Below are 14,055 nucleotides of genomic sequence, written 5' to 3' on the forward strand. Positions count from 1 at the left end.
AGCGAGGACCCGCGCTTGCGAATGGAAAGTGGCAGGGGCAGAGGGGCTCGAACCCCCGACCTGCGGTTTTGGAGACCGCCGCTCTACCAACTGAGCTATACCCCTTGATCACCTGAACCAGCCGCGAAATCGCTTGGCCAATTCGGTATGCGCTCCTTTAAGGTGCAGGGAAAAGAATGGCAAGTGTGTTTTTTGTTTTTTCACATTGTCTGGCAAAATACCCCGGCATGCCCCTCCCACGGGGTACATCGTTCAATTCGCTGATCTTCCCCGCATTTCACAGGAACGCCCATGAGCATCTATCTCGTCCGTCACAGCCAGACCGAATTCAACGCCGTTCGCCGCTGGCAGGGTCAGGTCGATTCGCCTTTGACGGAACTGGGGCGGCAACAGGCGATGCGCATGGGCCGCAGGCTCGCCGCGCTGATCGAAACCGATGAAGTCCATATTTTCTCCAGCCCGCTCGGCAGGGCGAGGCAGACCTGCGAAATCGTCGCAGGCGAAATCGGCATGATCGACGGCATCACCCTCGATCCTGGCCTGATGGAGATCGGCTTGGGGGTATGGGACGGCATGACGGATTACGAGATCGATTATGAATATCCCGGCATGCGCGATGGGCTGGATCGATACGAGTGGTTCTTCCACGCGCCCGGCGGTGAGACATTCGAAAGAATGACAAGCCGGGTGGCCCGCAGCCTGGAGACCATTCAGCAGAGACAGGCGCGCGATGCGATCGTCATCTGCCACGGCATCACCAGCCGCCTGTTGCGCGGCGTCTATGCGAACCTTCCAAAGGAGGAAGCATTGCGCCTCGATGTGCCACAGGACGCATTCTTCCACCTCAAGGATGGCGACATCGTCCGCATCGACTGCTGAGCCCTTTCAGGCAATAAAAAACCCCGCCGTTTCCAGCGGGGTTTTCTTCAATCCCTTGCGGGTTTGAAATTACTCGACGATCGAAGCGACGATGCCTGCGCCGACGGTACGGCCGCCTTCGCGGATAGCGAAGCGCAGCTTTTCTTCCATCGCGATCGGAACGATCAGCTCGACGTCAACGGTGACGTTGTCGCCAGGCATAACCATTTCCGTGCCTTCCGGAAGCGTAACGATGCCCGTTACGTCCGTCGTGCGGAAGTAGAACTGCGGACGGTAGTTCGTGAAGAACGGCGTATGACGGCCGCCTTCTTCCTTCGTCAGGATGTAGGCTTCAGCCTTGAACTTCTTGTGCGGCTTGACAGAACCCGGCTTGCACAGGATCTGACCACGCTCGACGCCGTCACGGTTAACACCGCGAACCAGTGCACCGATGTTGTCGCCGGCCTGGCCCTGGTCGAGCAGCTTGCGGAACATTTCAACGCCGGTAACCGTCGTCTTCGAGGTCGGACGAATGCCGACGATTTCGACTTCTTCGCCAACCTTGACGATACCGCGCTCAACGCGACCCGTCACAACCGTACCACGGCCGGAGATCGAGAACACGTCTTCGATCGGCATCAGGAACGGCTGGTCGATCGGACGCTCAGGCGTCGGGATGTAGGCGTCAACCGCAGCCATCAGCTCGCGGATCGCGTCTTCGCCGATCTTCTTGTCCGAGTCTTCAAGAGCAGCAAGGGCCGAACCCTTGATGATCGGGATATCGTCGCCCGGGAAGTCGTAGGACGACAGAAGTTCGCGAACTTCAAGCTCAACGAGCTCGAGAAGCTCGGCGTCGTCAACCTGGTCGACCTTGTTGAGGAACACGACGATCGCCGGAACGCCAACCTGACGGGCAAGCAGGATGTGCTCGCGGGTCTGCGGCATCGGGCCGTCAGCGGCCGAGCAAACCAGGATCGCGCCGTCCATCTGGGCAGCACCGGTGATCATGTTCTTCACGTAGTCGGCGTGGCCGGGGCAGTCGACGTGCGCGTAGTGACGGGCAGGCGTTTCGTATTCAACGTGCGCCGTCGAAATCGTGATACCACGGGCCTTTTCTTCAGGCGCGGCGTCGATCTGGTCATACGCCTTGAATTCGCCGAAGAACTTCGTGATCGCTGCCGTCAGCGACGTCTTGCCATGGTCAACGTGACCGATCGTGCCAATGTTGACGTGCGGCTTATTGCGCTCAAACTTGCTCTTTGCCATGTGAATTGCTTCCTGTGAACGTGAAGTAGTTTCCCCGGCGTACCGGTTTGGTGTCGCCGTTTAAGGCTTTGTAAGCGAATGCGCAAGACTTAATTGTGAAAGCGCCTTCGCGCGCGCCCTAAGCGTGCCTTGAGGCCCGTATATGGTATCTGATTTGCGACATTCAAACCCTCGCAAAGGCGAAGCGGACATCGGCCCGACGAGCCCGTCCTCCCGACTGGCCGATCACTAAATAAGATATTTCTATCACAACTTCTTTACCTGCACCGGCATGATGGCTTAAGGACATGTCATCGCCGGGGGGAGACGGGCGACTGGAATCCGGCGCGAGCGCGCCATCCCAAGCCATATTTCGATCCGTCGCTTCCCTCGCGACCTCTCTATCCGTTTCAGGACCATCCCATGGAAATCTTCACAGCCGCCGGTTTCACGGCATTCTTACAGGTCATCGCAATCGACCTCGTGCTGGCGGGCGACAACGCCATCGTCATCGGCCTTGCCGCCGCCGGTCTGCCCGCTCACCTCCGCCGCAAGGCGATCCTGGTCGGCATCATCGCCGCCACGGTTCTGCGCATCGGCTTTGCCGCCGTCACCGTGCAGCTTCTCGCCATTGTCGGCCTGCAATTGTTCGGCGGCCTGCTGCTCGCCTGGGTGTGCTGGAAGATGTGGACGGAACTGCGTGAGGCCGCAGGCTCCATCGAAGACGAGGTGACGGACGAAGAGGCCGACCTGACGAAGGGTCACAAGACCTTCTTCCAGGCCGCAACCCAGATCGTCATCGCCGATGTTTCCATGTCGCTGGATAACGTCCTTGCCGTCGCCGGCGCCGCGCAGGAACATGTGACGGTGCTCATCATCGGCCTCGTCGTTTCGATTGCACTCATGGGTCTTGCCGCCAACTTCGTCGCCAAGCTGCTGCACCGCTATCGCTGGATTTCCTATCTCGGCCTGATGGTCATCATCTATGTCGCCCTCAACATGCTGTATCACGGCACGCTCGAGGTTCTGCCCTATCTCCAGCCCTATCTGAGCTGAAACGACCAGCAGACACGCTTCTCCACGAGGCCCGGAAACGCCAGTTTCCGGGCTTTTTTCATGGCCTGCGCCCATCAGGCCCCCTCACCCTCCTTGCCGTCGCAGGACAGGAAGAATCAATCGCCGCGCTTGCTGCAACATCGGGAGGAGGCAGGGAAATCGTGAATTTTCGCCGATGGATTCTGGCAATTGAGGTCAGCCACGGGCAAGCCTACGGAGCTAATCAATAAGTCATAATAATAAAAAGAAAGGTAAAGCTGCCAATGGCTTATGACTGGAGCGGCGGTCGTACCCGCCGCCTTCGCAGGGTGAGGCTCGGTGTTGTCGCCAGCTCTCTTATCCTGCTGGCGCTTATTGCGTCGCTCGTTCTTGGCTGAACGCGCCGCGCGCGCACTCCCACGCTGACCGGCGGCATGGCAAGGTTTTCAAAAAACCGCCCTGCCGCCGCTCCTTTGCGGGAACGAGCAGATGCTCAGGATTTCCTGGCCTCGACGCAATGAACCGGCTTTTTCATCTCCGGATCCGCCATCAGATCGTAAAGATCCGCCTCCTCGCCCTTCGACCACCAGACATAAATGCCGCCCTGATATTTGGCGCCTGACCCGGCAATGACATTTGCGGCAACGGTAACGCCGTCCTTCAGCCCCAGTCGCACGAGGCTGATCTCACCGGCATTGAAATAGACGGCCTCCACCTTGTCGGCGGCGCATTGGTAGACGGTCTCCACCTTTTCAACCGTCGTGTCATTCGGGAGCGGAATCACCAACTCTTCAGCCATGGCGCCGGTAGCGACCGACATGGAGAAAGCTGCAAGGCACGTCGCGGCAACGGATTTTTTCATGATGACCCTTTCCTGATCTCACCGAACTATAAGGTCACGCCAGCAGAGCCGAAATGGGGCGGCCGCCTCTTACCATATCAAATTTTCGGGAATATCGGCTTTGCAGGCATAAGGCGGCTTTATCGCCGCACAGGCCTCCGGCACTTTCATTCAGGCTGGCAAGCTGCGGCAAAACCTATCGAAACAGCCAATAAACGACGCCAAGGATCACCGTCCACATCAGCAGCGATATGGCCAGCACGGTGAGATAGTTTCGAAATCGTCTGGTCATCCGCCCACATTGCCGGCGAGCCGTCGTCGGACAGCCGCAGCCGTTGAATTGCTGGATGCGGATCAAGCCGCAGGGTCAAGTCTTTCTATCAAGAGACTGAATCGCAAGCCATTCGCAGATTTTACCCGCCCGAAAACGGGGTTGCCCCATGCGACACGTTTCCACCCTCCAAGGAATGGACTCATCCGCGATCAGGTCCTGATCGCGGACAGGAAGGGATATCCGCATCTGCCGGCGAATGACGGCAAGGAGAAAAGGGGCGAGGAGAAACGGTCGCGACCGAATCGACTCGCGCGTTATCCGAAACCGTGCCGGATAACGCGCTAACGCCAGAGGTAATCGGCCCCCGCCTGTCTCAGCTTTTCAGGGCCGTGTTGCACAGGCTCCAGTAGCCGCCGCCCTTCTGGATCCATTTCAGATCGCCGAGCGTGCCGTCATTCTTGTTCTTGTGATAGGAGTCGACACAGGTTTTCAGGCGCGCCTTTGCGGGCGTCTCGCTTGAGTATTTCTTATCGACAGCACTCGGGAAAGCGACGCCCTTCGGGGCCTTTGTCGTCGCTTTTTCGGGTTCTTTTTCGGTGGTGGCCGCGACCTGCTTGTCGTCGGCCGCATCCTCGGCTGCCGCCTCGCTGCCGCAGAACTTGGCGCGATAGTCGTTCCACTTGACGTCCTTGGCCGACCCATCGGCTTTCGCCGCCTGATATTTCACGCTGCACTCCTTCATGGTGAGTGCGGCTGCGGGGGAGACAAACGCCGCCGATGCCAGCAGCGCAAAGGATGAGAGAATGACAACCCTGTTAAACATTGAAGACTCCCGTTTGCATGATTGCCGGCCGACTATCTGACCGGATTTTCCGCTTGTCAACGAGCAGTGCGAAAGGACGGAGAAGCGAAGCAGGCGGGAATGGAACTTGCTCACCGGACACATCATTTTCCCGTTGAAGGCAGCATCGCACCGTCATCATGAAAGCCGCCGCAGGACCGAAAGCATCCCAATATTGCCGCTTCAACCGCCTCCCGCGCCCAGCCTGGAGAATCACGTGTTCGTGTGGCGTCAATCCTTCGCCGGAACGAATTTCCTAAGTTTTCGTTAGCATACCGAACGAATAACGAGGATTTATCGATGTTGAGGATGCCGAAGACCATCTCCGCGCTCGCTCTTGGCGTCGCGATATCTGCCGCTGCTGTCGTGCCCGCCCATGCGTTGAGCCTCATACAGCCGGCCTACGAAACACAGGCGCAGGCGCAGAATTCAAATCAGCGAGGCTACCCGGCGTCTGCCTTTGCGGCAGGGAAAGGCGAAGAAGCCACACCAAACGGCTACGCCCTGTCTCAAGCCGAGATCGACCATATAAAATGGTGTGCGGCGCGTTACACATCCTACCACCCCACCGACAACAGCTATATGGCGCCTGCCGGCACGCGGACGCAGTGCCGCTCACCCTATTGATTCGGTGAGGCCCGGGGGAACATCTCCAGCCCGGGCCGTTGCCGAAAAGATAAAATTTACCTTAAATTCGACTGATCTGAACCTTTTGCCCGGCGAACCGTTTGAACGCGTACCAACGGGGAAAACGCGATGTTCTGGAATCTGGAAAAGCTTGAGCAGGAGCGACTTGATCTGATCGAGGTCATCACGGCCCTGCGTCGCGTGGAGCGCCTGTCGAAAACGGATCGCACCTCGATCTTTGAGGAAATCACGGCGCATATGGGAAGGCTGAGCGAACTGGACGCGGAAAAACTGCGGATCCAGTCGGCGCTGGAGCCATTCTGAAGACGCGTTCTGCATGGCCGGAGCCCACAGACGCAGTCAGTCCTCATAACAGGGCGCTCAGGAAGAACGCTTCCTACAGCTGGAAAATGCCAGAAGACGGCCGCATGTTTCCGCCGAGGCTAAAGGCGCCAACCCGCTTGTGGCTGAGCTTGCGACAACCCACAGTCAGGTCAATCTCCTTGCGTCCTACGATGCGGAATCGGGCCGGATGCGTATCGTACCGGTCGCAACCGGCAAGACGGACGAAAAATCTTTAGAATTGTGGCTCGTCATGGATGGGGGGCAAGACCCGCTCGCTTGGCGTTTTCCAGCCGGGCACGAACGGCGACCTTATCATTCCCGCCGACATGCACGGCACCATAACGGATGGCACGACCTTCGCAATCAGCGTGGAGCCTTTCGGAGGCTCTCCGACCGGTCAGGCAACCGGCCCGTTCATCGCTATCGGCACGGCGCGGCATCTGTGAGTTTTCAAACCGGTTTAGCACCGCCAGAGAGAAGCTTCTGCGCCGCTCTCATTATTGGCGGTGGTAAAAGCGGAAAATCAATCCTGCCGCTTCTCATGCCATGTCATCGTAAAACGCGTTCCCTGCCTCAGTTCGGGATGCGTATGGGTCTGTTCGACACGTGCACCGATATTCTGCGCCATCGCCATGATCAGCTTGGTACCGAGGCCTGTGCCACGCGGAGTCGAATTTGACGGCACGCCGACGCCGTCATCCTCCACCAGCAGAACAAACTGTCCATTATCTTCGGAGAGTTTGACGCGAACCGTACCGGTCTGGTCAGGATAAGCATATTTCAGCGCATTGGTCAGAAGCTCGGTTATGATGACACCAAGCGCCACGGCATGATCCGCCTTGAGATCGATTTCGCAAAGCGAAGTCTCGACCGTGACGGAAGAAGAGCCGGGCACCGCCTGGAACAGGTCGCCGATGATGGAGGTTAGATAGGAACTCAAGGAGACCAGCCCGACATTGGCGGTATTGTAGAGGCTGCGGTGCACGCCGGCGATGGCCGAAATCCTGCTTTGCGTTTCCAGCAACGCGGTTTCCGCTTCCTGCGATTTCAGGGTGTTTATTTGCAAGCGGATCATGGCCGACACCAGCGATAGGCTGTTCGCGACACGATGGTTCATCTCCTTCACCATCATTTCCGCGTGTTCTTTGGCCTTTACCAGCAAACGATCGGCCTCTTCCTTGGTCTGGCGCAGGCGATGGTTTTCCAATGCCTGCTCGATTGCCGTGAGCAGAAGCGGAAAGAAGTCGTCCCCGACATTCTTGATGACGTAGTCGGCAGCACCCGCCTTGAGCGCGTCTATGGCGATCTGGGCCTCGTTGGACCCCGTCACATAGAGAACAGGAGCCCTTGCCGGTATCGTCTGGATCGCGGCAAGAAATTCCATGCCAGTTGCCGTCTGGAAATAGTGGTCGAGAACGACGACATCGAACTGCCCGTTTTGAAAAAGCTCGAGACCGGAAGCGACCGAGGTGGCGTGAACCACCTCCATACCGTGACGACCAAGAACGCGGCTCGAAAGCCGAGCCAAAGCCGGGTCGTCATCGACGTACAAAACGCGCAAAGCCATCATGCCTTCAAGGTATCTGAATTACGGAAAAGAACAGGCCGAGATTTTTGATGGCGTTGGCAAAGCCCTCATAGTCGACCGGCTTGGTTATATAAACATTCGCGCCAAGATCATAGCATTTCTGAATTTCAGTCTCATCGTCGGTCGTTGTCAAAACCACCACAGGCAAGCGGCGGGTATATTCATTGCTCTTGATCTGCTCGAGAATGTTAAGGCCCGACATATCCGGAAGATTGAGATCGAGCAGGACGAGAAGATAGCGGTCCTTGCTGACAAGCCCATCCCGACTTTCGCCTAATATGAAATCCAGCGCCTTGGCGCCAAGCGTAAAAGGCACGATCTCGTTGTTCACGCCGGCACGCCGCACATTCTTCTCGATCAGCCGGGCATGGCCTTCGTCATCTTCGATCATCACGATCGTTACTTCCTGACCGGTCGCTTTCATTTTTCGCCTTCCTTGGTGACTCGTCTGAGATCGCTCGGCATCAGCAGGATGAATGTACTGCCCTCACCGAGTTTAGACTCGACTTTAATGTCACCTCCTAAATTTCTGATTAGCGAACGAACATGCGCGAGACCAATGCCCTCTCCCGGCTGGTCCTGACTGCCCGCCCGGCGAAAGAGCTCGAAAATCCGTTCAAGATCCTGTTCGCCGATACCGCGCCCGTTGTCGGCGACCTCGATACAAATCGCCCCCCGCCCGGCTGGATAGGCTCGTGCCGTCAGCCTCAGCGGACGGCCAGGCATCTGGTATTTCACCGCATTGTCGAAAAGATTTCCAAGAATCTGATCAAGGGATATTCGATCGGTCACGATCGTCAGCTTCGGCGTATCGACCTCAATCTCACCGCCATTGGCGTTGATCTGGTGACGCACCGTCTCAGACAGCGACGAAAGCAACATTTCGATATCAACCTTTTCCGGCTGTAGCTTTCGCTGGCCGTCGCGGGATATTTTAAGGATGGCGTTGATCAGCTGATCCATTTTGCGGGTAGACGAGCGAATGAAGCCGATAGCCTCTGGAATATCCTCTTCAACAGCCAGCCGCGCCTCACGGATAACATCTTCCGGCAGCGACTCGCCATCTGCGAGAACATAACGGCTCACCGGCTTCAGCGATGTATCGAATTCGGAGAGGAAGCCCATGATATTGACGAGCGGCGCGCGCAGGTCATGCGTTACGATATAGGCGAAGCGCTGAATTTCCTGATTGGCTCGCCGGAGATCGCGCGTTCTTTCCTCTACACGTTCTTCAAGATGACGATTGAGTTCATCGACATCCTCCCGCGACCTTGTCAGGGCGCGGATATAGGTGAAGACAAGGAAGATCGAACCACCCACCACAATGAGGATGGCGAGCGCACCGCCGACCGTCACCCACCGCAGCGTATTGGCAGCCCCCAGCTGATCCGCAACGATGATGCGCAAGCGATCATCTGTGTCCGATTGCAGGTCAGACAGAATACTCCTGATCTCGTTCATGAAGCGTTTGCCGTCATTATTGCGAACGACCTCAACCGCCTCCGTTATTCGGCCCGCACGCTGCAGATCTATGGTCTCGCGGGTCTCGGCCAACTTCGCGTCGATTGCCTGCCTCAGGCCCGAAAGAGACTGCTTGTATTGCTCGTCTTCCGTCAGAAGATCGAAAAGTCTTGACTGGCGTTGAGGCAAGCCACGCAGGGCTTCTTCATAAGGCAGAAGATAATCGCGATTATTGGTCAGCAGATATCCCCTCTGGCCGGTTTCGATGTCCTGCATCGTCGTCAGCACATCCAAAACAGCGGCACGGAAACGTCGGAGTTCCGCTGTTTCCTGGGAATAGCGGTTATTCACCTGCACAAGCCACAACGACATGGAGACCATGCCAATCAAAATCGCAACACCCACGGCAAGCATCAAAAGGCTTCGTTGGGCAAACGGTGAAAAACCAGTCACAGAAACACATTCCCGGTAGGCACGAATTGAGTTTGCAAACTAGAGTACGACGACATCACAGGCGACTGTTTTCTTTTTATTTATGGAAGGAACCAGTTGGGGACTTAGGGGTTTTGCAATGTTGATTGGCGGTGCCAGACTGAGTCCAAATGACGAAAATGCGGTAACAATGAGCTATAGTTTCCAGGGAAAACAAATCCTCGTGTTGGAGGACGACGCGCTTCTGGCGATGGATATGGAGGATTTCCTTTCCGATCTGGGAGTCAATGTCGTCGGGCCGGTTTCGCACATCGGTGCCGCCCTGGAGAAAATAAACGACACCGATCTGGATGGCGCCGTCATCGATCTCAATTTGCGGGGCGAATTGTCCTTACCCGTCATTGAAGAGCTCAAGGCGGCAAACATCCCCTTCATCATCTGCAGCGGATATGCGGAGATACCCGGGGTCCGCGCGCAGCTCGACGGGCTGACGGTCGTCTCCAAACCCTGCGATTTCGACAATCTGTCGCGTGTTCTGGCGAACGAGTTTTCACTGACCAACTAAGTGCGGGGCCAATCTCGGTCTGATGCCCCACTCGGCTTCTTTTCGTCTGGCGACTTAGTTCAGGGGAAAAATGACCTGATATCGCAAGCCGTCGCGATCATAGCGAATTTCGCTTTCCGCCTGCAATTCGTATTGCACACCCCTTGTTATCAGGGTTGTTCCAAATCCGGTCTCCTGCGGCACGGAAACAGGCGGGCCGCCACTTTCCTGCCACCGCAGGTCGATGCAGTCATGGCCGTCTCCGTTCAGAATCTTTCTCCAGACAACCTCGACCTTTCCGTTTGCGCCGGAAAGAGAACCGTATTTCTGGGCATTTGTGGCTAGCTCGTGCAGGATCATCCCCAGCGCCAGCGCCGATTTCGGCGACACCTGTACGTCATCCGGACCGTCGAGCTCGATCCTGCTCGCAAAGGTATTATGCGGCTCGATCGCCCGCGTCACGACATCCCTCAGATTCGTCTCACCCCAATTACTCTGAAAAAGCAGCGCATGGCTCTCCGCAAGGGCACTCACGCGGGCCACCAGCCGTTCTTGGTAATCCTTGATGGAGGTGCTGCCTTTGGCCGTTCTGCGAATGATTGAAACGACCATCGCCATCGTGTTCTTGACGCGATGGCTGAGCTCACGAACGAGCAGCTCCTTGTGCAGCTCCGCCCGCTTTCGCTCCTGTTTCTCCCGGGCTTCCGCCAGCGCGCGCTCGACAGCGGATGGCAGTCTCATAAGCCGCTGCTTGAGAACATAATCCGTCGCCCCGCGCCGGAATGCATCGATCGCCGCGTCCTCGCCTAAGACACCGGACACGAAAATGAACGGCGTATCGGGTTTTCTCGCCATAACGACATCGAGCGCCGACATGCCATCGAAGTCCGGCAAGGAGAAATCCGCGAGAATGATATCGAACTGCTGTTTTTCCAACGCCTCAATGAACGATGCCTTGCCGACGGCTCTCGTTACCGCAGGTGGCGGCGAAAGGCGTGAAAGCTGTTCTTCGATCAGTTCGGCATCCACAGAACTGTCTTCCAGGAGAAGAAGTCTGCTTGCCTCCATTCGCGACACCGCCTCATCCGCCATTGCGATGTGCACCCGGTGGCGGTTCGTTCAGGAGAGCCCAGAAGACGCCAAGATCCTGTATCGCCTTGAAGAACTGGTTGAATTCCACAGGCTTGACGACAAACGCGTTCACGCCGAGTTCGTAGCTCCTAACGAGATCCTGTTCTTCTCGCGAAGACGTCAGCATGACGACCGGAATGTGCCGCAAGTGATCGCTGCCCTTGACCGTCTGCAACACCTCAAGCCCATCCACTTTCGGCAGTTTGAGGTCGAGAAGAACTACCGCCGGATCACCAGCCGAGCGGTTATGATAGCTACCGGTTACATTTAGATAGTCGAGTGCCTCGGTGCCATCGCGTGCCACCACCACCTCATTCGCCAATTGGCATTTTTCAAGAGCGGTCAGCGTTAGTTCCAGATCGCGTGGATTGTCTTCCACCAGCAGAATGGGTCTGAGTTCAGGCAATTTTTTCCTCTTCAACTTTCATAACCGGCAATGTGAAGAAGAACGTGGCTCCCTCACCGACAGTTCCCTCGGCACCGACCGAACCGTGATGGCGTTCGACAATTCGTCGCACCAGCGCCAGTCCAATGCCCGTTCCCTCGAAATCCTCTACCCGCTGCAACCTTTGGAACACACCAAAAAGCTTGCTGTAATAGGCCATATCGAAGCCAACACCATTGTCTTCGACCGAATAAGTGACGTCATCCTCGGTTTCAACCGCCGAAATGGTGATGATCGACACCGGCTCCCGAGACGAATATTTGATGGCATTTTCGATGAGATTGTACCAGACCTGCCGCAGCAGGGTCGCATCCCCGAATATCACCGGTAACTCTCCGATGCGCCACTCGATCTGGCGATCCGCAACGGCGGGCGCCAGAGAGCGACGAACTTCGCTCACCACCTTCTGCATATCCACCGGTTTCAGGGTGAGTTGCGTGCGGCCAAGCTGTGAAAAATTCAGGAGATCATCCACCAGCCTGCCGGCACCCAGCGCCGCCTCTGATATCATCTGCAGATAATGCAGGGATTTCTCGTCCAGAACATTGCTGCGCTCCCGCAGTAACTGCGCAAACCCGACAATATGACGGAACGGGGCACGCAGGTCGTGCGAAACGGAATAGGAAAATGCCTCCAACTCTTTGTTGGTCCGCTGCAATTCCCGCGTCAGATCCGCCATCTCCTCGGCCTTGCGCAGGACAATGCCGATGATCGCGCTGCGAAGCTCCCTCGCCGCCGCAAGCTCGGCCTCCGACCAGGGAGATGACGTATTGCGCAATTGCTCCTTCCAGATTTCAAAGGACTTGCGCGGATGAATGCGCCCGCTCTCCTGCACCGTCTTGTGCGGATCACCGCCCCAGCGCACCGTTTTTATGACTTCCGGCCGAAACCAGATAAGCCAACTGCCGTGCAATTCCGAAACCCGCATCGCAATAATTCCGCTTGCGGCGGCAGCATAGGCCTCAGCGGCAGCGTAATCGCCGGCCAGATTGTCGGTCGCAAAAACATCCACAACGTCCTTCTCTGCGAACCATAAGACAAGCTCTTCAACTTGCTGCCGTGACGGCGTTCTGCCGACAAGCTCATAGCCGTCGCCAAGGACGAGTGCAGCGCCGTCCGCTCCCACCTGTTTCAGCAGGTCGTTTTTTTCGTCATCACCCGCAAGCAGTCCATCAACCCATTTTTCGGCGGCGGCCATGCCTTTCAAGAGACGCGCCTGAATTTGGCCAAGCTCCACCCGGCGGAATGCATCCTGGGAACTCTGCTCGGCCGCGATCCGCATAGACAGGAGCTGTGCCGCAAAATCACAGGCTTCACGGACGGCAAAGGATGCCGAATGGGGTGTCGGATGGTGGCAGGCGATCAAGCCCCACAGAGTGCCATTAACGATGACAGACACGGACATCGAAGCGGCCGTGCCCATATTGCGCATATATTCGAGATGAACCGGCGACACGCTGCGAAGCTGCGAAAAGCTCATATCGAGCACCGCTCCCGTTTCCGCATTGACCGGCGGTCTGATCGGGACAGGCTTATAATCGACATCGGGAATCATTCGCAGGCGATTGATGGTGTAGAGCTGCCGCGCCTGCGGCGGGATATCGCCCGCCGGAAAGCGAAGTCCGAGATAAGACGGCAAAGTCCCGCTTCCGGCTTCCGCCACGACATGGCCGCTCCAGTCCAGTCCGAAATCATAAATCAAGGTACGATCATAACCGCTGATCGAGGACACCAATTGCGCGGTCCGCGAAAGAGCGTCCTCCAGCGACGGCGCGCTGTTCAGATATTGCGCCAGATTGGTAAGTTCGCCCATCAGCTTTTCAGCCGACTCGCCCTCTCTTGCCTTTTCCACCTCGAGAATAACCAAAGTCCCTGATCGATGCGCCGAAACATCGAGTTTCTTTTCGGCCCACGCATATCGGAAGTTGCTCTCTTCGGAGGAATACCAGACGGAGAGTGCGGAGATGAAAGGCAAGATTTTTTCGGTGACGACGACCCCGATTGGCAGGGCCACACCAATATAGTCGGCAAGATTATCGCTCGCCTGCACCAGGGAAAATTCCCGCGCGGACAGAGCCAGAAGGGCCCCATGTTCCTGAATAGCACCGGGAATGTGGATGGGCTCGGCGCCGCAACTATCCAGTTTCGGCGTATTTGAACTCATAACTTTCTCCAGCCGCTCTCTTTGCAAGAACGTTCAACCTGCTCAAAAGATGCCGCCAACCTATTGATTATTGCGAAGATGTAAACGCTCGTTTTGGCAAGAGGTTGAAATGGCCCCCATATGACGTCAATGCGATTCATGGTTGGCAGAACCGTGACGGTGAAAAGCTCGCGTGCCGGACCATCCCGCAGAAATAGGCGCTACACGCGCACGGCAAAGCGAAT

Annotated in this window: 14 protein-coding genes, 1 tRNA gene and 1 pseudogene; 6 read left to right on the forward strand and 10 right to left on the reverse strand. The window is 56.8% G+C overall.

Annotated features, from left to right (window positions below; genetic code table 11):
• Positions 1-29 precede the first annotated feature (29 nt).
• A tRNA-Trp gene (locus tag PIB16_RS18825) sits at positions 30-105 on the reverse strand.
• 186 nt (positions 106-291) lie between these two features.
• Here PIB16_RS18825 and PIB16_RS18830 point away from each other — a divergent pair.
• Positions 292-879, forward strand: coding sequence for a histidine phosphatase family protein (locus PIB16_RS18830; protein WP_271046160.1), 588 nt, complete (start codon positions 292-294; stop codon positions 877-879).
• A gap of 69 nt (positions 880-948) precedes the next feature.
• Here PIB16_RS18830 and tuf read toward each other — a convergent pair whose 3' ends face one another.
• Entirely contained in the window at positions 949-2,124 is a 1,176-nt protein-coding gene (gene tuf, locus PIB16_RS18835) for an elongation factor Tu (protein ID WP_003525183.1), read from the reverse strand.
• 402 nt (positions 2,125-2,526) lie between these two features.
• Between tuf and PIB16_RS18840 the strand changes: the two genes are divergently transcribed.
• On the forward strand, positions 2,527-3,159 hold the full coding sequence (locus PIB16_RS18840) for a TerC family protein (protein WP_003522456.1): 633 nt from the start codon (positions 2,527-2,529) through the stop codon (positions 3,157-3,159).
• A gap of 472 nt (positions 3,160-3,631) precedes the next feature.
• Here PIB16_RS18840 and PIB16_RS18845 read toward each other — a convergent pair whose 3' ends face one another.
• Positions 3,632-4,000 carry an MliC family protein gene (locus tag PIB16_RS18845; protein WP_142845319.1) on the reverse strand — a complete coding sequence of 123 codons (369 nt, stop codon included), beginning with the start codon at positions 3,998-4,000 and terminating at the stop codon, positions 3,632-3,634.
• Between the two features lie 626 nt (positions 4,001-4,626).
• Positions 4,627-5,076 carry a hypothetical protein gene (locus tag PIB16_RS18850; protein ID WP_065655883.1) on the reverse strand — a complete coding sequence of 150 codons (450 nt, stop codon included), beginning with the start codon at positions 5,074-5,076 and terminating at the stop codon, positions 4,627-4,629.
• 318 nt (positions 5,077-5,394) lie between these two features.
• Here PIB16_RS18850 and PIB16_RS18855 point away from each other — a divergent pair, with 318 nt between their 5' ends.
• The 3 genes and pseudogenes from PIB16_RS18855 to PIB16_RS18865 form a co-directional block, all read left to right on the forward strand.
• Positions 5,395-5,721: a BA14K family protein gene (locus PIB16_RS18855; protein ID WP_271046161.1), complete on the forward strand. Its 327-nt coding sequence runs from the start codon at positions 5,395-5,397 to the stop codon at positions 5,719-5,721.
• A 129-nt stretch (positions 5,722-5,850) separates the two neighbouring features.
• Positions 5,851-6,045, forward strand: a complete 195-nt coding sequence (locus PIB16_RS18860; protein WP_271046162.1) for a hypothetical protein — start codon at positions 5,851-5,853, stop codon at positions 6,043-6,045.
• Between the two features lie 121 nt (positions 6,046-6,166).
• A pseudogene (locus tag PIB16_RS18865) lies at positions 6,167-6,512 on the forward strand (anti-sigma factor); the annotation flags it as partial.
• 77 nt (positions 6,513-6,589) lie between these two features.
• On the opposite strand, the gene PIB16_RS18870 reads toward PIB16_RS18865, so the two are convergent.
• Genes PIB16_RS18870 through PIB16_RS18880 form a run of 3 tightly spaced genes read right to left on the reverse strand, consistent with a single transcriptional unit; the run spans position 6,590 to position 9,529 of the window.
• Positions 6,590-7,636 (reverse strand): sensor histidine kinase, encoded by a 1,047-nt coding sequence (locus tag PIB16_RS18870; RefSeq protein WP_065655881.1) that lies wholly within the window; start codon positions 7,634-7,636, stop codon positions 6,590-6,592.
• A 4-nt stretch (positions 7,637-7,640) separates the two neighbouring features.
• Complete coding sequence (locus PIB16_RS18875; RefSeq protein ID WP_006316407.1) at positions 7,641-8,078, reverse strand: response regulator; 438 nt, start codon at positions 8,076-8,078, stop codon at positions 7,641-7,643.
• The gene (locus PIB16_RS18880; RefSeq protein WP_078051905.1) at positions 8,075-9,529 is read right to left on the reverse strand and encodes a sensor histidine kinase; all 1,455 of its coding nucleotides are present in this window, start codon (positions 9,527-9,529) and stop codon (positions 8,075-8,077) included. The genes PIB16_RS18875 and PIB16_RS18880 overlap by 4 nt, the downstream gene beginning before the upstream one ends.
• A 208-nt stretch (positions 9,530-9,737) precedes the next feature.
• Here PIB16_RS18880 and PIB16_RS18885 point away from each other — a divergent pair, with 208 nt between their 5' ends.
• Positions 9,738-10,112: a response regulator gene (locus PIB16_RS18885; RefSeq protein ID WP_271046163.1), complete on the forward strand. Its 375-nt coding sequence runs from the start codon at positions 9,738-9,740 to the stop codon at positions 10,110-10,112.
• 54 nt (positions 10,113-10,166) lie between these two features.
• Here the strand turns inward: PIB16_RS18885 and PIB16_RS18890 are convergent, their stop codons facing one another.
• The 3 genes from PIB16_RS18890 to PIB16_RS18900 are packed head-to-tail and all read right to left on the reverse strand — an operon-like array spanning position 10,167 to position 13,831.
• The gene (locus tag PIB16_RS18890) at positions 10,167-11,159 is read right to left on the reverse strand and encodes a sensor histidine kinase (protein WP_271046164.1); all 993 of its coding nucleotides are present in this window, start codon (positions 11,157-11,159) and stop codon (positions 10,167-10,169) included.
• Between the two features lie 13 nt (positions 11,160-11,172).
• Positions 11,173-11,628 carry a response regulator gene (locus tag PIB16_RS18895; protein WP_065655878.1) on the reverse strand — a complete coding sequence of 152 codons (456 nt, stop codon included), beginning with the start codon at positions 11,626-11,628 and terminating at the stop codon, positions 11,173-11,175.
• Positions 11,621-13,831, reverse strand: coding sequence for a sensor histidine kinase (locus PIB16_RS18900; protein ID WP_271046165.1), 2,211 nt, complete (start codon positions 13,829-13,831; stop codon positions 11,621-11,623). The genes PIB16_RS18895 and PIB16_RS18900 overlap by 8 nt, the downstream gene beginning before the upstream one ends.
• Positions 13,832-14,055 lie beyond the last annotated feature (224 nt).

Source organism: Agrobacterium sp. ST15.13.015, from assembly GCF_027871645.1.
Lineage (GTDB): Bacteria > Pseudomonadota > Alphaproteobacteria > Rhizobiales > Rhizobiaceae > Agrobacterium > Agrobacterium leguminum.